The organism is Pedococcus badiiscoriae (genome assembly GCF_013408925.1).
GTDB lineage: Bacteria > Actinomycetota > Actinomycetes > Actinomycetales > Dermatophilaceae > Pedococcus > Pedococcus badiiscoriae.
In genome coordinates, this window is sequence record NZ_JACCAB010000001.1 from 653,941 (window position 1) to 670,946 (window position 17,006).

At 69.2% G+C, this 17,006-nt stretch carries 14 protein-coding genes; 5 read left to right on the forward strand and 9 right to left on the reverse strand.

Annotated features, from left to right (window positions below):
- Positions 1–10: 10 nt before the first annotated feature.
- From BJ986_RS03075 to BJ986_RS03090, 4 genes are all read right to left on the reverse strand, one after another.
- On the reverse strand, positions 11–2,557 hold the full coding sequence (locus tag BJ986_RS03075) for a response regulator (protein WP_179420672.1): 2,547 nt from the start codon (positions 2,555–2,557) through the stop codon (positions 11–13).
- Positions 2,539–2,961 (reverse strand): Hpt domain-containing protein, encoded by a 423-nt coding sequence (locus tag BJ986_RS03080; protein ID WP_179420673.1) that lies wholly within the window; start codon positions 2,959–2,961, stop codon positions 2,539–2,541. Before BJ986_RS03080 ends, BJ986_RS03075 begins: the two co-directional genes overlap by 19 nt.
- Positions 2,961–3,371, reverse strand: a complete 411-nt coding sequence (locus BJ986_RS03085) for a response regulator (RefSeq protein WP_179420674.1) — start codon at positions 3,369–3,371, stop codon at positions 2,961–2,963. Before BJ986_RS03085 ends, BJ986_RS03080 begins: the two co-directional genes overlap by 1 nt.
- A gap of 147 nt (positions 3,372–3,518) precedes the next feature.
- Positions 3,519–4,544: a LacI family DNA-binding transcriptional regulator gene (locus BJ986_RS03090; protein ID WP_337794725.1), complete on the reverse strand. Its 1,026-nt coding sequence runs from the start codon at positions 4,542–4,544 to the stop codon at positions 3,519–3,521.
- 255 nt (positions 4,545–4,799) lie between these two features.
- Here BJ986_RS03090 and BJ986_RS03095 point away from each other — a divergent pair, with 255 nt between their 5' ends.
- The 4 genes from BJ986_RS03095 (at position 4,800) to BJ986_RS03110 (ending at position 9,071) form a co-directional block, all read left to right on the forward strand.
- Positions 4,800–6,092 carry an extracellular solute-binding protein gene (locus BJ986_RS03095; protein WP_179420676.1) on the forward strand — a complete coding sequence of 431 codons (1,293 nt, stop codon included), beginning with the start codon at positions 4,800–4,802 and terminating at the stop codon, positions 6,090–6,092.
- Between the two features lie 195 nt (positions 6,093–6,287).
- Entirely contained in the window at positions 6,288–7,118 is an 831-nt protein-coding gene (locus BJ986_RS03100) for a carbohydrate ABC transporter permease (RefSeq protein WP_238338045.1), read from the forward strand.
- Between the two features lie 2 nt (positions 7,119–7,120).
- On the forward strand, positions 7,121–8,041 hold the full coding sequence (locus BJ986_RS03105) for an ABC transporter permease subunit (RefSeq protein WP_179420678.1): 921 nt from the start codon (positions 7,121–7,123) through the stop codon (positions 8,039–8,041).
- 7 nt (positions 8,042–8,048) lie between these two features.
- On the forward strand, positions 8,049–9,071 hold the full coding sequence (locus tag BJ986_RS03110) for a glycoside hydrolase family protein (protein ID WP_179420679.1): 1,023 nt from the start codon (positions 8,049–8,051) through the stop codon (positions 9,069–9,071).
- On the opposite strand, the gene BJ986_RS03115 is transcribed toward BJ986_RS03110, so the two are convergent.
- Together BJ986_RS03115 and gabT are read right to left on the reverse strand one after the other, a co-directional pair.
- On the reverse strand, positions 9,050–10,516 hold the full coding sequence (locus BJ986_RS03115) for an NAD-dependent succinate-semialdehyde dehydrogenase (RefSeq protein WP_179420680.1): 1,467 nt from the start codon (positions 10,514–10,516) through the stop codon (positions 9,050–9,052). The two genes, BJ986_RS03110 and BJ986_RS03115, sit on opposite strands and share 22 nt — an antisense overlap.
- 68 nt (positions 10,517–10,584) lie before the next feature.
- Entirely contained in the window at positions 10,585–11,925 is a 1,341-nt protein-coding gene (gene gabT / locus BJ986_RS03120; protein WP_179420681.1) for a 4-aminobutyrate--2-oxoglutarate transaminase, read from the reverse strand.
- Positions 11,926–12,067: 142 nt separating this feature from the next.
- On the opposite strand from gabT, the gene BJ986_RS03125 reads away from it, so the two are divergent.
- Positions 12,068–12,991 carry a LysR family transcriptional regulator gene (locus BJ986_RS03125; RefSeq protein WP_179420682.1) on the forward strand — a complete coding sequence of 308 codons (924 nt, stop codon included), beginning with the start codon at positions 12,068–12,070 and terminating at the stop codon, positions 12,989–12,991.
- Positions 12,992–12,994: 3 nt separating this feature from the next.
- Here the strand turns inward: BJ986_RS03125 and BJ986_RS03130 are convergent, their stop codons facing one another.
- From BJ986_RS03130 to speB, 3 genes are read right to left on the reverse strand one after another with little or no spacing between them, the layout of a single operon-like run.
- Positions 12,995–14,413 carry a gamma-aminobutyraldehyde dehydrogenase gene (locus BJ986_RS03130; protein ID WP_179420683.1) on the reverse strand — a complete coding sequence of 473 codons (1,419 nt, stop codon included), beginning with the start codon at positions 14,411–14,413 and terminating at the stop codon, positions 12,995–12,997.
- A gap of 41 nt (positions 14,414–14,454) precedes the next feature.
- Positions 14,455–16,050, reverse strand: coding sequence for a thiamine pyrophosphate-binding protein (locus BJ986_RS03135; RefSeq protein ID WP_179420684.1), 1,596 nt, complete (start codon positions 16,048–16,050; stop codon positions 14,455–14,457).
- Positions 16,047–17,006: an agmatinase gene (gene speB / locus BJ986_RS03140; protein ID WP_179420685.1), complete on the reverse strand. Its 960-nt coding sequence runs from the start codon at positions 17,004–17,006 to the stop codon at positions 16,047–16,049. The genes BJ986_RS03135 and speB overlap by 4 nt, the downstream gene beginning before the upstream one ends.

Here is a 17,006-nt window from a genome sequence, read left to right on the forward strand (position 1 = left end):
TGGTCGTGCGTCAGGAGTCGCTGGTGACCTTGCGCAGCAGGCTGATGACCTTGCGCGCGAAGTCGGCCGAGTCCCCCGACTTGGTCACGAACCGGGTCTCGCCGAGCAGGAGACGGCGTTTGTCATCCGGGCTGAGCTGGGAGCCGGTGTACACCAGGAGGGGAAGGGAGCGCAGCCGATCCTCGCGGCGCATCGCCTCCACCACGGCATACCCATCGATGTCGGGCAGGCCCAGGTCCAGGACGAGGAGGTCCGGGGGGACCTGACGACTCAGAGCCAAGGCCTGCGCGCCGGTGTGGGCGACCCGGGCGTGGACGCCGTGGTCGGTGAAGAACATCTGCAGGACCTCGGCGAGGTCCTCGTCGTCCTCGACGATGAGGACGCTGGTGGTGGCCCCAGCGCCCAGCGCCCGCCGCAGCGAGGCCATCAGGGCCTGCTGGTCGATCGGCTTGGTCAGCCACGACGAAGCCGCCGGAACGGCCATGTCGTCGGGGGCCAGCGCGGACAGGATGATGATGGGGATGTCAGCCGTGGCCGGGTTGGCCTGCAGCTCGGCGATGGTCTCCCATCCCGACATCCCCGGCATCCGCAGGTCGATCAGGACCAGGCTCGGCGCCTGGTCTGCGGCCAGGGCCAGCGCCTCGGGGCCGCTGTGCGCGCGCAACGTGGAGTAGCCGTTGGCCTCCAGCATCGCGGCCAGGACCTCGACCACGTCCGGGTCGTCGTCACAGACCAGGACCGCCCCGATCGGCAGCGGCCCGGCGCCCGCCTCCTCACCGGGAGCGGGGGCCGCGGGCAGGGTGAACGCGAAGGTGGCGCCCTGCCCGGGCTCGCTGGTGGCCCAGATCCGCCCTCCGTGGGCCTCGATGATCCCGCGGCAGATGGGCAACCCGAGGCCGGTGCCCCCCTTGGCACGTGTGTCGGAGGCATCGGCCTGGGTGAACCGGTCGAACACTGACTCGAGCTGGTCGGCGGGGATGCCCGTTCCCTGGTCGGTCACGGTGAACTGGACGAGGTCACCCGACTGCGAGCCTTCCGAGGCCGGGCCGGCAGCGACCAGCACGGTCCCCCCGGCCGGCGAGAACTTGATGGCGTTGCTGATCAGGTTGGTCAGAGCCTGCGCGATCCGATCCCGGTCCGCCATGACCACCGCATCCATCGGCAGGGCGGCCAGGGTGACACCGGCCTGGTCCGCCATGGCCCTCATCTCCGCGATCGCACTCTCGACGATCTCCGTGGCGGGCAGCGGGACCAGGTCGAACTCGAGCTTCCCCGCCGCCATCTTCTCGACGTCGAGGATGTCGTTGACCAGACGCACCAGCCGCTGGCAGCTGTTCAGGGCGACGTCGGCCATCCGTTGCGCCTTGGGTGGGAGGGAGCCCACGGCACCGCCGGCGATCAGGCCCAGGGCTCCCCGGATCGAGGTCAGCGGGGTGCGCAGCTCGTGGCTGATCACGCCGACGAAGTCGTCCTTCATCCGCTCCAGTGCCCGCTGGTCGGTGATGTCCTGGACGGTGCCCACCAGGCGCACCAGCTCACCGTGCTCGTCGCGGATGGCCTTGCCCAGGCCCAGGACCTCCCTGACGGAGCCGTCGGGTCGCACGACCCGGTACTGGGAGTGGATGTCGGTGAGTGACCGGCTGACCTCCAGGCGGTCTCGCATGACGTCAGCCAGGTCTTCGGGGTGGACGCGTGCCGCGAACAGGTCCCGGTGGTCTCCGGGGGTGCCCGGAGCAAGACCCAGGATGCGGTAGAACTCGTCGCTCCACAGCGTGACCCCGGAGCGGGGGTCCCACTGCCAGCTGCCGATGTGGGCCATCTGCTGCGCGTCCTGGAGCTCATGGTTGCTCTGCGCCAGCTGCTCGCTGTTGTCCTTCAGGCGACGGACCAGGAGGTCGTTGCCGGCCCCGAGGCGGTAGAGGAAGAACGCCAGCCACAGCATCACCACGAGGACTGCCGCAGCCGCAGCGACGGTCTCGGCCACGGCCTGCGTCGCACGGCTGTCGGCCGTGCGCGCCTCCGCGGCGGCTTCGCGAGCCAGGTGACTGGTCAAGTCGGCCTGGGGCTGCTCCAGCGCGCGGAAGGCACTCTCGAACGCCGGGAGGCCAGCCCTGGCGGCAGCAGGGTTGGACGCCGCCAGGTCGACCAACGCCACCGCCTGCGCGGCGTACTCCCGCAGGCGCGGACGCAGGTTGTCGATCTCGGCCGCCAGCGAACGGGGACTGTTGACTCCGTCCAGACGCCGAAGGTCGGCGTCGAGCAGAGCGGCGTCACTGGTGACGGGGCGCTCCCGCGCCGGGGTGGCCGCCCCGCCTGCGGCGGGGTTGAGGACCTCGCTCAGGACATCGGCGTGGAGCGTGTCGTGCAGCATGTCGGCGTCCTGCTGATACCTCTGGGCCGTCGTCAGCCGCAACGCGTTCTCGTTCGCCTGGTGCACCTGGCCAAAGCCGGTCAGGGCGGTGATCACCACCACCAGCGGCACCACGACAGCCACCACGGCGGCAAGCAACAGCCCCTGACGCAGGGGGCGCCACGTCGTCAGGTCAGGTGTGCGCACACGTCCCCATTTCCCGATAGGTCATCTCCGGCCGCTGGAGCCGGTGCGACGGCCGAGTCGGCCAGCACCTCGCGCAGCCGCACCACGAGCCGGCCACCCCGCTCAGCCCGAGTCGACGAGTCCTCGGCGCCGTCGACGTCACCCAACAGCGCCTCCAGCTCCCGGCCGAGCGAGCTCGCATCGGCGAAGCCGAACGTCCCTGCCGACCCCGCGAGGGAGTGCGCGTCGCCGAAGGCGCCGAGCCGCACCTCCTCGGTCAGCTCACCGTCGCCCATGGCGTGCAGGGCGTCGGCAATGACCTCGACCCGGGCCAGGTTCCTGTCCCTGGCTCGGTCTCGGAAGGCGGCCATCGCAGCGTCCACGGCGGTCTCCTCCCCTCCGGAACGGGTGAGGTCGGCCGACATCAGGACCACCCCAGGATTGCCGCCAGCTCGGCCGGCAGCAGCATCGGGTCGAAGGGCTTGCCCAACACGCCGTTCACCGGCAGCTCGGCGAAGGCGGTCCGATCCGCAGCTTGGATCTTCGCTGTGAGCAACACGATCGGGATCCCCGCGGTGGCCGGGTCAGCCCGCATGGCTACCGCCGCGGTAGGGCCGTCCATGCCCGGCATCATCACGTCCATGACGACGGCGTCAGGCTGCTCCGCCCGGGCCAGCTCGAGGCCCTGCTGCCCGTCGGACGCCGTGACCACGGTCCAGCCGCCGACCACCTCCAGGCTCATCTGGGCCACCTCGAGGATCAGCTCGTCGTCATCCACGACGAGGATCCGGCGCACAGCGCCACCGTTGGGAACGGCACCCGGGGCGAGGCTCATCCGCGGGACGGGTGCAGTCGAAGGGTCTTCCCGAACATCTGGCCAGTCTGCCCGACCTTCCACCTATTCGCGGCCTTTTTGACGCGACGGAAAGGCACAGTCCGGCGCAGCGCTGGCCGCGGCCCCTCGCGCTCAGAGGGTGTCGCGTCAGAGCCGAGGCGCAGCGATCGACTCTCTGTGTTGGATCGGCATGGGTACGAGCTGGTCCCCCACCGGCGGGTCGGGAGCCATGACCACCTCCATGGCACGTCGGCCCATCTCTTCGTAGGGCAGCCTGGCGGTGGTCAGACCGGGCCGGAGGTATGACGCGATCTCGTCGTCGTCGAAGGATGCGATCGAGACGTCGTGGGGGACGGAAAGACCGTGCTCCGCCAGGGCTTGGTAGGCGCCGAAGGCGACGCGGTCGTTGAGACAGATCATGGCGGTGATGGGTGCGCCCGACTCGATGACCCGCTTGGTGGCGTCGTAGCCGTGCCAGGGTTCCCACATCTCGAAGTCCGCCACCGCGACGGGTACCACCCCCGCTTCGTCCAGCGCCTGGTGGATGCCCGCGAACCGTTCGCCGATCGTGACAGAGATCCGCTGGTCGGCGGACGCGAGGGGCGCGTTGCCGATCACCGCGACGGCGTCGCCGTGGCCGGCGTCGAGCAGCAGCCGTGCCACCTGGCGGCCAGCCACCCGCTCCGAGGGCAGCACCGCCGTGGGCACCGTCGCGCTCTTGCAGTTGACCGTGACGGCGCGGACGCGGTCGGGCAGCTCGGGCAGGTCGAGGAGCCGGGCCGTCAGCGAGCCGAAGATGATTCCGTCGACCTGGCGGTCGATCATGGACTCCAGGGCCTTCGCGAGCTGCTTGGGGTGGTGGCCCGTCTCCGCGATGAGCACGCCGTGGTCCCGGTCATCGGCCACATCGAGCATTCCGCGGATCATCGCGGACGCGAACCGCGTCACCGTGACCTCGTCGGAGATGAAGCCGATGGTGTTCGTCCGGCCGATCCGCAGCGACCGAGCGGCGGGATTGGGGCGGTAGTTCAGCTCCTGAGCTGCTTCCTTGATTCGCCGGACGGCATCGGCAGAGAGCCGCGACCCGGGCCGGTCGTTGAGGGCCAGGCTCACGGCGGTCTTCGACACCCCGGCGCGAGCGGCCACGTCGGCGAGAGTGGGGCGATCATCCACGTGGCTCCGGCCTCCTTCGTCCATCCAGGGCCCGATTGACGTATGTCGGGCCGATCGTCGCCCTGTGAGGCAGATCCCAGGCCACCCTACCGGTCACGGACGACCGAGCAGGGTCGAACCGCAGGTGGAAACGATTTACCTTCGCGCCGAAAGTTGCCCTCAGGCCCTTGTCCATCCCCACTCCCCGCTGCTACCTTCCTTGCTGAAAGGTTTTAGCAACGTCGCTGAACCTTCAGCTCACCCCGGAGGAACCCCGTGAAGCTCAACCCGACCAAGCGTCTCGCCGTGGGCCTCCTGGCCGCGGCCCTCCCCCTGTCCTTGGCTGCCTGCGCCAAGGGTGGAAGCAGCTCAGCCGGTGGCGCCGGCGGTGAGCTGACCATGTGGACCCACAATGCCGGCAACAAGGACGAGCTCGCCTCCATCACGCAGATCGTGAACGACTACAACAAGAGCCAGACCAAGTACAAGGTCAAGATCCAGGCGTTCCCGCAGGACTCCTACAACCAGTCTGTCGTCGCGGCCGCAGCCTCCAAGAAGCTCCCGTGCATCCTGGACATCGACGGGCCGAACGTCCCGAACTGGGCCTGGGCCGGCTACCTGGCGCCGCTGGAGGGGATGGACGCGACGCTGTCGAAGTTTCTGCCCAGCGTCATCGGCAAGTACAACGGCAAGACGTACTCGTTCGGCTACTACGACGTGGCCCTGGTCAACGTCACCCGCAAGTCGACCCTCGACAAGTACGGCATCCGGGTCCCCACCATCGACCAGCCGTGGACCAAGGACGAGTTCACCGCCGCCCTGAAGAAGATCAAGGCCTCCGGTGCGTTCCAGAACCCCCTCGACATCGCCACGAGCTTCACGGGCGAGTGGTGGCCGTACGCGTACTCGCCGATGCTGCAGAGCTTCGGTGGGGACCTGATCAACCGCACCGACTACAAGTCCGCCGATGGCGCGCTGAACAGCGACAAGGCCGTCGAGTGGGCCAAGTGGTTCCGCAGCCTGGTGACCGACGGTCTCGCGCCGCTCAAGTCCGGAGCCGACCCCGCCAAGGACTTCGTCAACGGCAAGACCGCCATCCTGTACAACGGCACCTGGACGGCCACGGACACCCGCAAGGCCTTCGGCAAGGACACGCTGTTCCTCCCGCCCGCGGACCTCGGCAACGGACCCAAGATCGGCGGCGGCTCCTGGCAGTGGGGCGTCTCGACCAACTGCGCCGACCCCAAGGGCGCGATGGACTACATGAAGTTCGCGGCCCAGGACAAGTACGTCGCCTCCGTCTCCAGCGCCACCAAGAACATCCCGGCCACGGACGCCGCCGCCACCCAGGTCCCGGGCTACGGCCCGGGCGGGGACAACCAGGTCTTCCGTGACTACGCCAAGAAGTACGCGGTCCTGCGCCCCATCACCCCTGGGTACCCGTTCATCGCGACCGAGTTCACCAAGACCGCGCAGGACATCCTCAACGGCGCGGACCCCAAGGGCGCCCTCGACCAGGCGGTCAAGGACATCGACGCCAACCAGAAGTCCAACGGCTACTTCAAGTGACCCCCTGCGGTATGCCGCTGGGCTGACCCAGCGGCATACCGCAGGCACCGCAGGCACCGCAGGCACCGCACGAACCGCAGGCACCGCACGAACCGCAGAAGAAAGAGACGGACAATGACGACCATCTCGATACCCCGGGCCGGCAGACGCCCGACCACACGTCGCCCCAGATCCTCGAGCCGCTCGGCGCTGCTCATGATCCTGCCGGCAGCCGTGCTGCTGATCACGTTCCTGCTGATCCCCATCGGCCTCACCCTCGGGCTCGCGTTCACCGACGCCCGGCTCATCTCGCCCAGGCCGGCGCAGTTCATCGGGGTCGACAACTTCACCCGCCTGTTCAGCGACGACACCTTCTGGAAGTCGCTGCGCAACACGGTCCTGTTCGCCATCGTGATCGTGCCCGTCCAGTCGGCGTGCGCCCTGGGGCTGGCGCTGCTCGTCAACGTCAAGATGCGGGGCGTCAACTTCTTCCGGACGATCTACTTCCTCCCGGTGGTCACGTCCATGGTCGTCGTGTCGATGCTCTGGCTGTTCCTCTACCAGAAGAACGGCCTCATCAACCAGGTCCTGGCCAAGGGCGGCATCACCGGGCCCGACTGGCTGGGGGACCCCCACACCGCGCTCATCGCCATCATCCTCATGTCGGCGTGGCAGGCCATGGGATTCCACATGGTCATCTGGCTCTCGGGGCTGCAGACCATCTCGGGCGACCTGTACGAAGCCGCATCACTCGACGGCGCGAGCCAGTGGCAACAGTTCCGGTACGTCACCTGGCCGGGGCTGCGTCAGACCCGGACCTTCATCCTCATCACGATCACGATCGCCGCGTTCTCGCTCTTCACCCAGGTCAACATCATGACCCAGGGCGGCCCACTGGACTCGACCTCGACGGTGGTGCTCATGGCCGTCCGGACGGGGTTCCAGCAGCAACAGACCGGCTACGCCTCCGCGATCTCCCTGGTCTTCTTCGTCCTCGTCCTGATCGTGACGATCATCCAGCGCTACTACACCCGTGAGAAGGCCTGACCATGACCACGTTGACACCTGTCGCCGAGCGCACGGCAACCGAGAACCGCCCAGCGGTCGACACGCAGTTCCCCGTCCGACGTGTGCTGGGACTCGTCCTGCGCATCGTCCTCTGCCTCGTCTTCGGTCTCCCGCTGCTGTTCATGATCGTGGCCAGCTTCAAGCCAGACACGCAGATCTTCGCCGACCTCGGCGGGATCCGCTCGTTCCTTCCCGTGGGAAACCTGTCGCTGGACAACTACATAGGCGTCTTCAACCGGGTGCCCTTCGCACAGTTCATGCTCAACTCGGTGCTGATCTCGGTGGTCACCGTCGTGCTCGGGGTCATCGTCAACTCCATGGCCGCGTTCTCGTTGGCCCGCATCAAGTTCCGCGGCGGGTCGTTCGTGCTCGGCGTCATCCTCGCGACGCTCATCGTGCCCTTCGAGACCCTGGCGCTCCCCCTGCTGTGGTGGGTCAACAAGCTGCCCTTCTTCGGGCCCGGCGGCTACTCACAGGGCTGGCTCGACACCTACCAGGTGCAGATCATCCCCTTCATTGCCAACGCCTTCTCGATCTTCCTCTTCTACCAGTACTTCGACAGCATCCCGAAGGAGCTGGACGAGGCCGCCACCGTCGACGGCGCCGGCTGGTTCCGCATCTACCGCAGCATCGTCATGCCGTTGTCCGGTCCCGCCGTGGCCACCGTCGCCATCCTCACGTTCCTGCCCACCTGGAACCAGTACCTCTGGCCGCTGATGTCAGTGCAGTCCGAAGAGCTTCGACCGGTCATGGTCGGCATCGACTACTTCAAGCAGCTCAACGTCTCCTGGGGTCAGATCATGGCGTACGCCAGCATGATCACCGCCCCGGTGCTCATCCTCTTCATCGCGTTCCAACGGGCGTTCATCAACTCCATCGCCTCATCCGGCGTGAAGGGCTGAAGGGCAGATGGCGTTTGGACTTCCCGATTCGTGGGTCTGGGACTTCTGGCTCCTCGACGACGGCACGCAGTACCACCTGTTCTTCCTGTACGCATCGCGCGCCCTGAAGGACCCCGACGCCCGCCATCACCGGGCCTCGGTCGGACACGCGGTCTCTGCCGACCTGGTCACCTGGGAACGAGTGGCGGACGCGCTCGTCCGCAGCGACCCGCCCGCCTTCGACGACTGCGCCACGTGGACAGGCTCCGTGGTGCGGCATCCCGACGGTCGGTGGTTCATGTTCTACACCGGCTCGACGCTGGTGCCTCCCAGCGCCAACATCCAGTCCATCGGCTATGCCACCTCGGTCGACCTCCTGACATGGGACAAGGCCCCGGGACCGGTGCTCACCGCCGACTCGCGATGGTACGAGAAGCTCTCCGACAGCCTCTGGCACGACGAAGCCTTCCGAGACCCCTGGGTCTTCCCAGACCCGGACGGCAACGGCTGGCACATGCTCATCACCGCGCGGGCCAACCACGGGCCGGCGGACGACCGCGGAGTCGTCGGCCACGCCTGGTCGCCCGACCTCGAGCACTGGGAGCTGCGCGAGCCACTCTCGGAACCCGGACAAGGGTTCGGCCAGCTCGAGGTCTTCCAGACGGCCGTCGTCGACGGACGACCCGTGCTGGTCTTCAACTGCCTGGCCAAGGATGCCTCGACCGCCCGCCGGGCCACGGGCACGACCGGTGGCGTCTGGGTGTTGCCCACCCCGTCCTGGCCGGGACCCTTCGACGTCGCGAGCGCGCAGCTGCTGACCGACGACCGGCTCTATGTCGGCAAGTTCATCGACGACCGGAGCAGCGGCGAGACAAAGTTCCTCGCTTTCGTCAACCACGACGGCAACGGCCAGTTCGTCGGCGAGATCACCGATCCGTACCTTGCGCGGTGGCAGGGCCAAACGCTGTCTCTGACCCCCACAGTTGGCGATTCGACCCAGCCAGGGTTCGGTCCGGTGATCGCCACCGCTCAGGGGGCGATGCCCAGGTAGGTGGTCTCCAGGTACTCGTCGATTCCTTCGAAGCCGCCCTCGCGCCCGAAGCCGGAGGCCTTCATGCCGCCGAACGGGGCGGCTGGGTTGGAGACGATGCCGGTGTTGACGCCGACCATGCCGTACTCCAGGACCTCACCGAGCCGCAGCACCCGAGAGAGGTCGCGGGTGAAGGCGTAGGCGGCGAGGCCGTAGTCGGTGTCGTTGGCGCGCGCCACGGCTTCTTCCTCTGTGGTGAAGGTGCCGATGGCCGCGACCGGCCCGAAGATCTCCTCACGCACGAGGTCCGCGTCGGCAGGCACATCGGTGAGCACGGTCGGGGCGTAGAAGTAGCCACGGTCCCCCACCTCCTTGCCGCCACAGGCGACCCTTGCTCCCTTGCGGACTGCGTCGTCGACCAGGGACGACACCTTGGCGACTGCCTTGGCGTCGATCAGCGGCCCGACCGTGACGCCGTCCTCGGTGCCGCGCCCGACCGGCATACCAGCCATCCGCTCGGCCAGCCGAGCGGCAAAGGTGTCGGCAACGGACTCGTGCACGAGGAACCGGTTGGCGGCGGTGCACGCCTCGCCCGTGTTGCGCATCTTGGCCAGCAGCGCCCCCTCGACGGCCGCGTCGAGGTCGGCGTCCTCGAAGACGATGAACGGCGCGTTGCCACCGAGCTCCATGGACACCCGCAGCAGCTGGGTCGCCGACTGCTCCACGAGGGTGCGACCCACCGGGGTCGAGCCCGTAAAGGTGAGCTTGCGCGCCCGCGCGTCGCGCACCAGCGGCTCCATCACCTCGGCGGTGCGGGTGGTGGTGATGACGTTGACGACACCGGCGGGCACGCCCACCTCACGCAGCAGCTCGGCCAGCGCCAGCATGGTCAGCGGGGTCTGGGTGGCCGGCTTGACGACCATGGTGCAGCCGGCGGCGATGGCCGGGCCGATCTTGCGGGTGCCCATGGCGAGGGGGAAGTTCCAGGGCGTCACCATGAGCGTGGGGCCGACCGGCTTCTTCATCGTGAGCAGGCGCGTCGCGCCGTTCGGTGCGGTCATCCACCGTCCCGAGATGCGCACCGCCTCCTCGGCGAACCAGCGGAAGAACTCCGCGCCATAGGCCACCTCGCCGCGAGCCTCGGCCAGCGGCTTGCCCATCTCAAGAGTCATGAGCGTCGCGAAGTCCTCGGTGCGCTCCACGAGCAGCTCGTATGCCGCGCGAAGCAGCTCACTGCGCTCGCGCGGCGCCGTCCGCGCCCAGTCCGCCTGCGCTGCCGCGGCGGCGCTGAGGGCAGCGTCACCGTCGGCGACGGTGGCATCGGCCACCGAGGCGAGGACCAAGCCGGTGGCGGGGTCCTCGACGTCGACCCGGGCGCCGTCGGAGGACTCGCGCCACTGTCCGTCGATGAACAGCCCGGTCGGGACGGAGGCGACGAGCGCGGCCTCGGCGGGGTCAACGGGCATGCGGATCTCCTTGGGGCTCATGGCTTTGAGAACGGTCAGCGGCTTTCGAGACTGTGCAGGACTCACTCTCAGGCGTTGGCCACGAAGGCCTGCTCGAGGATGTCGAGACCCTCGTGGAGGAGGTCGTCCGAGATGGCCAGCGGCGGCAGGAACCGCAGGACGTTGCCGTAGGTGCCTGCCGTGAGCGTGACCAGTCCCTGCTGGTGACAGAACGCACTGACCCGCGAGGTGAGCGCCGGGTTGGGACTCTCGTCGCCGCCCCCCGCGACCAGCTCGACGGCAAGCATTGCGCCACGCCCACGGATCTCGCCGATGACGTCGAACTTCTCCGCGAGCTGCCGCAGCCGTTCGGTGAACAGGGCCTCGACTTCGCGCGCGCGACCGCACAGGTCCTCGGCCTCCATCGTCTCGATCGCCCCGAGGGCGGCAGCACACGCCACCGGGTTGCCGCCGTAGGTACCGCCCAGCCCGCCCGCGTGCACGGCGTCCATGATCTCCGCGCGCCCGGTGACGGCGGCCAGCGGCAGCCCTCCGGCAATCCCCTTGGCCGTCGTGATGAGGTCGGGCACGACGCCCTCGTGGTCACAGGCGAACCAGTCACCCGTCCGGCAGAAGCCGGTCTGGATCTCGTCGGCGATGAAGACGATGCCGTGCTCACGACACCAGTCGGCGACCCGCTTGAGCCAACCCTTCGGGGGCACGATGAACCCGCCCTCGCCCTGGATCGGCTCGATGATCACGGCCGCGACGTTCTCCTCGCCGACCTGGGCATGCACCTGTGAGGTGAAGGCCTCGAAAGCCTCGTCGGCCACCCGCGTGCGTTCACCCACCCAGCGGTACGGGTAGGCCATCGGGACCCGGTACACCTCGGAGGCGAACGGCCCGAAGCCTTGCTTGTAGGGCATGTTCTTCGCGGTCAGGGCCATGGTGAGGTTGGTGCGCCCGTGGTAGGCGTGGTCGAAGGCCACGACAGCCGTGCGACCGGTGAACACCCGGGCGATCTTCACGGCATTCTCGACGGCTTCGGCGCCGGAGTTGAACAGCGCCGACCGCTTGTCGTGCGTCCCGGGCGTGAGAGCGGCGAGCTTCTCGCAGACCGCCAGGTACTCCTCATACGGCGTCACCATGAAGCAGGTGTGGGTGAACTCCTCGACCTGTGCCTGGACACGCTCGACCACGCGGGGGGCGGAGCTGCCGACGGTGGTCACGGCGATGCCGGAGCCGAAGTCGATGAGATGGTTGCCGTCGACGTCGACGAGAACACCTCCTGCGGCGCGCTCGATGTACACCGGGAGCCCTGTGCCGACCCCGGCGGCGACCGTCGCCACCTTGCGCGCCTGCATGGCCACAGACCGCGGTCCGGGGATGGCGGTAACGAGGCGACGGCGCTGCTCGACGGCTGAGGACATGGAATCTCCTTGGTGGACAGGGAAGGACAGTGGGACAGGGAAACGACTGAGGATGCCGGGTGGTCGACTCCCAGCCTCGGGCTCGACCTGCCATGCTGTCCAATACCTAGTTGGCCTGATTCCGATGCCTTGGAGGCATGGTATGGAGATCCGCACGCTTCGGTACGTCATCGCGGTCGCCGACGAGGGCTCGGTCACCGCCGCCGCCACGGCCGTGCACGTCACCCAGCCGTCCCTCTCCCGCCAGATACGCCAGCTCGAACGGGAGATTGGGGTCGACCTCTTCGTGCGCGACGAGGGCAGGCTGCGGTTGAGCGCGGCCGGTGCCGAGTTCCTCCCCGTCGCCCGCTCGCTCGTCGCCCAGGCAGAAGCGGCACACGGCATCGCCGCCTCGATCGCCGCCGGTCGGCTCCAGCACATCACCATCGCCGCGCCCGGCACCACGCTGACCGATGTCGTGGCCCCGTTCCTCGCCACCCTCGAGCCGGACGACCCGATGCCCGCCGTGCTGGAGGAAGTCCCAGCCTCGGTCTACACCACCCTGACGAGAGGAGCCGACCTCGCGATAGGCACGACGCCTCCCCCAGTCACGTTCACCGGGATGGCGTTGGCTGACCTGCCTGTGTGGGCCTACGTCCCCCGCACGCACGACTGGGCGCACCGAGGGCACATCTCCCTCGAGGAGCTGGTGGAGCGTCGACTCCTGACGCAGAGACAGGACTTTCACCCACGTCGTGCGCTGGACAGTGCGGTGGCGTCGGCACGCCTCGCCTACACCGAGCTCCACGAGTTCGGCTCGCCCGAGGTGGCCCAGGCCGTCGCCGCGTCGGGTCGTGGAGTGGCGGTGGTCTCGGACGACCCGCGGTTCGACCTTCACCCGCTGGCTATTGACACGCCGAGCGGGCCGGTGGGCATCAGCCTGTATACCGCGTGGGATGGCGGCCACCATGGCGCGGCGACCATCAGCCGCTTTGCCACCCGGTTGGCCGCCTTCTGCGTCGCCCGCTACGGAGAGCAGGTGGCGCCCCCGCGGCGGCGGGCACCCCGGCCTGCTCCTGCGTCGTGAGGGTCATGAGGCGTGGCTGCTCATCACATGCTTGATCCGGGTGTAGTCCTCGAGCCCGAAGATCGACAGGTCCTTGCCGACGCCGGACTGCTTGAATCCGCCGTGCGGCATCTCGGACGGGATGACCTGGTGGCAGTTGACCCATACGACCCCGAAGTCGAGGTCGGCCGACAACCGGGTCGCCCGGCCGTGGTCGCGGGTCCAGACGCTCGAGGCCAGGGCGAAGTCGACGCCGTTGGCCTTGGCCAGTGTATCGGCCTCGTCCCGGAACGACTGCACCGTCAGCACCGGTCCGAAGATCTCCCGCTGCACCACCTCGTCGTCCTGCTGCACACCCGCGACGACCGTGGCGTCGACGAAGTAGCCCGGGCCATGACTCGTCCCGCCCGCGACCACAGACGCGTGGGCGGGCAGTCGTTCGAGGAAGCCCTCCACCTGCGCCTGCTGCGCCACACTGTTCACCGGGCCGAACGCGACGTCGACCTCGTCGGGATGTCCGGCCCGCTGCCCCGAGGCAGCGGACGCCAGCAGCCCCACGAACTCGTCGTGCACCCGCTGGTGCACCAGGACCCGGGTCGCCGCCGTGCAGTCCTGCCCGGCGTTGTAGTAGCCGGCGCCCGCTATCGCTTCGGCCGTTGCGGCCAGGTCCACGTCGTCGAAGACCACGGCCGGCGCCTTTCCGCCGAGCTCGAGGTGGACGTTCTTCAGGGACTCCGCGGCGGACGCCATGACCTGCGATCCGGCGCGGGTGCTGCCGGTGATGGCCACCATGTCCGGTCGCGGGTGCGACACCAGCGCGCGGCCGGTGTCGCGGTCGCCACACACGACGTTGAGCACCCCTGGCGGCAGCACCTCCTGTGCCAGCTCGGCCAGCCGGACGGTGGACCAGGGCGTCGTGTCGGAGGGCTTGAGGACCACCGTGTTCCCGGCCGCCACGGCCGGCGCGATCTTCCAGATCGCCATCATCAGCGGGTAGTTCCACGGGGTCACCTGCGAGACGACCCCGACCGGCTCGCGCCGGACCGAGGAGGTGAAGCCGGCTTCGTACTCCGCACTGGCCACACCCTGCAGGACCCGCGCCGCCCCGGCAAAGAACCGGATCTGGTCGATGCACGGCAGCAGCTCGAGCCCGCGGGTGAGCGCCCGGGGCTTGCCGGTGTTGCGGACCTCGCACTCCAGCAGCTCCTCGAGGTGCTGTTCGACCAGGTCTGCCAGCTGCAACAGGGAGCGCTGGCGCTGGGCCGGGGTGGTCCGGCGCCAGCCGACGAAGGCGTCTGAGGCCGCACCGATGGCCGCATCCACCTCCGCTGCCGACGACAGCGGTGCGTCACCGAGGACAGCGCCGGTGGCGGGGTCGTGGAACTCCATCGTGGCGGCCGACGACACGGGCCGCCCGTTGACGATGTTGCGCAAGGAAGGCATGACGAGCTCCCGTAGATGTCGGAGGTGTCGGTGGGTGGCAGTCAGACGTGGTAGTAGATGACCGTCGGCCGATCCGCCGAAAGTGCTTGCGCCGCAAGGGGTCCGAGCTCGTCGACAGAGGTGGCCGCGACGCCGTGAGCGCCGATGGCCCTCGCCAGGGCCGGGATGTCGGGACGGTAGAGGTCCACCGCCTGGGGCTGGATGCCCCGGTCGACCATCTGCTCGCGGATCTCCGCGTAGCCGCCGTTGTCGACGATCACGACGGGGATCGCCAGGCCCTGCTCCGTGGCGGTGATGAGCTCCTGGATGGAGAACATCGCTGCGCCGTCGCCGAAGAGGGCGACGACCGACCGGTCGGGTGCAGCGACCTTGGCACCGATCGCGGCGGGCAGGCCGTAGCCCAGCGTCGCGTAGCCGGTCGGGTAGAGCAGCCGGTTGGCCGGCGTGAACGGCCACGTGTGCACGGTGCCGTAGTAGGTGACCTGTGAGCTGTCGCCGGCAACCACCGAGTCGGCGGGCAGCGCTGCCGCCAGGGACCGCTGGATGGGTTCCCACGCAGCGCCGGACTGGGCTGCCTCGGCATCGATCTGGCCTCGCAATGTCGTCGCTCGGGCGAGGTCCCAACCAGGGATCCCCTTGTCGCGCAGTCCATCCACGAGGTCCCGCAGGGCCAGCCGGGCATCGGCGACGATGGCGTGGTCGGCTCGGACGTTCTTGTGGGCCTGGCCGGGGTCGACGTCGATGCGCACCACGGTGCGCTCGCCGGGCCGACCGGGAGCGACGGTCCCGCCCCACAGGTCGGAGTCGCCCAGCTCGGACCCGACGACGATCAGCACGTCGGCCTCGTTGACGGCGTCGTGGGCGGCAGTGAGCCTGGCCCCCGCCCCCAGTGCCGCAGGATGCGCCTCGTCGAGGACGCCCTTGCCGTTGACGGTCGTGAGGACAGGTATGCCGAGCCCGGCCAGCGCACGCAGCTCGGCCGCTGCGGCGCGGGAGCCACCGCCCGCGACGATGAGGGGGCGGGTGGCGCTGACCAACGCTGCCACGACCGCGTCGACGGCCGCGCGGTCAGGGCGCGACGCGGTCGGCAGCGGGCGGCGAGCGCACGGCATACGGGCCCAGGCGCCCTCGAGGACGTCGACCGGCACCTCCAGGTGCACCGGTCGCGGCCGCCGGCTCGCGAAGCCCTCGAAGATGTCCGCGACGATGTCCGGGATGTCGTCCGCCGACTCCGCGCGGATGCTGCGCCCGGTCACGGCGTCCAGAGCCGCCTGCTGGTTCTTCACCTCGTGCAGCCAGCCGACGTCCGCGCCGACCCGTCCGCGGGGCGGGCCGGGCGAGACGGCGAGGACGGGGACGGAGTCGGCATAGGCCGTCGCGAGGGCGGTGACGGCATTGGTGATGCCAGGCCCCGAGGTCGTGATGAGCACCCCGGGACGTCCGCTGACGCGCGCGTAGCCGTCCGCGGCATACCCGGCGCCCTGCTCGTGCCGCGTGACGACGTGGCGGATCCCGGACGCGGGCAGGTAGCGGTAGAGCTCCAGGTTGTGCGTCCCCGGGATGCCGAACACGTCCGTGACCCCGTGGGCCACCAGGGAGTCGATGACGGCGGCGCCGCCAGTGGCGGTCTCGCTCACGAGCCGGCCCCTTCACGTGGCGCCATCGCCGAGATGAGCTCGTATGCCGCGTGGGCGGCAGCGATCCCCGTGACCTCTGCGTGGTCGTAGGCGGGCGCCACCTCCACGATGTCGGCTCCCACGAGGTTGAGGTCCTTGAACGCCCGCAGGATGTTGAGCAGCTCTCGACTGGTCAGGCCGCCCGCCTCTGGGGTGCCGGTGCCGGGGGCGAAGGCGGGGTCGAGCACGTCGATGTCGAGGGACACGTAGGTCGGCCGGTCGCCCACCCTGGCCTTCACCCGCTCGACGGCTCCCTTCCAGCCGAGGTCGTCCATGTCGTGGCAGCCGATGACCTGGAACCCGAGCACCTGGTCGTCGCTGAGGTCCTGCGGCGAGTAGAGGGGGCCGCGGATGCCGACGTGGATGCTGCCCGTCTTGTCGATCAGGCCTTCTTCGCTGGCGCGCCGGAATGGCGTGCCGTGGGTGATGGGAGCCCCGAAGTAGGTGTCCCAGGTGTCGAGGTGGGCGTCGAGGTGGACCACCGCGATCTCGCCGTGCTGCTCGTGCAGGACGCGCAGGAGCGGTAGCGCGATGGTGTGGTCGCCTCCGAACGTCATGAGCTTGGCGCCGGTGCCCGCGATCTCCCGGGCCGCGTCGTCGATCTGGCGGACGGCCTCGAGGATGTCGAAGGGGTTGCAGGCGACATCGCCGGCGTCGGCCACCTGCTGCACCGCGAACGGTTCGATGTCCTGGACGGGGTTGTAGGTGCGCAGCAGCTTGGACGCGGCCCGCACGTGGCCCGGACCGAACCGGGCGCCGGGACGGTAGCTGACGCCCGAGTCGAACGGGACCCCCAGCACCGCGATGTCAGCCCGCTCGACCTCGTCGAGGCGGGGCAGTCGGGCAAAGGTCGCGGGGCCGCCGTAGCGGGGAGTGACGGTCGCGTCGACCGGACCGCGGAACGAATGACGAGTCAT

Excerpts from the sequence above, each read along its gene's own strand:
- BJ986_RS03130 (WP_179420683.1), bottom strand. The coding sequence starts at position 14,413 with ATGCCTTCCTTGCGCAACATCGTCAACGGGCGGCCCGTGTCGTCGGCC.
- gabT (WP_179420681.1), bottom strand. The coding sequence starts at position 11,925 with ATGTCCTCAGCCGTCGAGCAGCGCCGTCGCCTCGTTACCGCCATCCCC.
- BJ986_RS03125 (WP_179420682.1), top strand. The coding sequence starts at position 12,068 with ATGGAGATCCGCACGCTTCGGTACGTCATCGCGGTCGCCGACGAGGGC.
- BJ986_RS03110 (WP_179420679.1), top strand. The coding sequence starts at position 8,049 with ATGGCGTTTGGACTTCCCGATTCGTGGGTCTGGGACTTCTGGCTCCTC.
- BJ986_RS03100 (WP_238338045.1), top strand. The coding sequence starts at position 6,288 with ATGATCCTGCCGGCAGCCGTGCTGCTGATCACGTTCCTGCTGATCCCC.
- BJ986_RS03105 (WP_179420678.1), top strand. The coding sequence starts at position 7,121 with ATGACCACGTTGACACCTGTCGCCGAGCGCACGGCAACCGAGAACCGC.
- BJ986_RS03115 (WP_179420680.1), bottom strand. The coding sequence starts at position 10,516 with ATGCCCGTTGACCCCGCCGAGGCCGCGCTCGTCGCCTCCGTCCCGACC.
- BJ986_RS03080 (WP_179420673.1), bottom strand. The coding sequence starts at position 2,961 with ATGTCGGCCGACCTCACCCGTTCCGGAGGGGAGGAGACCGCCGTGGAC.
- speB (WP_179420685.1), bottom strand. The coding sequence starts at position 17,006 with ATGACTCGTCATTCGTTCCGCGGTCCGGTCGACGCGACCGTCACTCCC.
- BJ986_RS03085 (WP_179420674.1), bottom strand. The coding sequence starts at position 3,371 with ATGAGCCTCGCCCCGGGTGCCGTTCCCAACGGTGGCGCTGTGCGCCGG.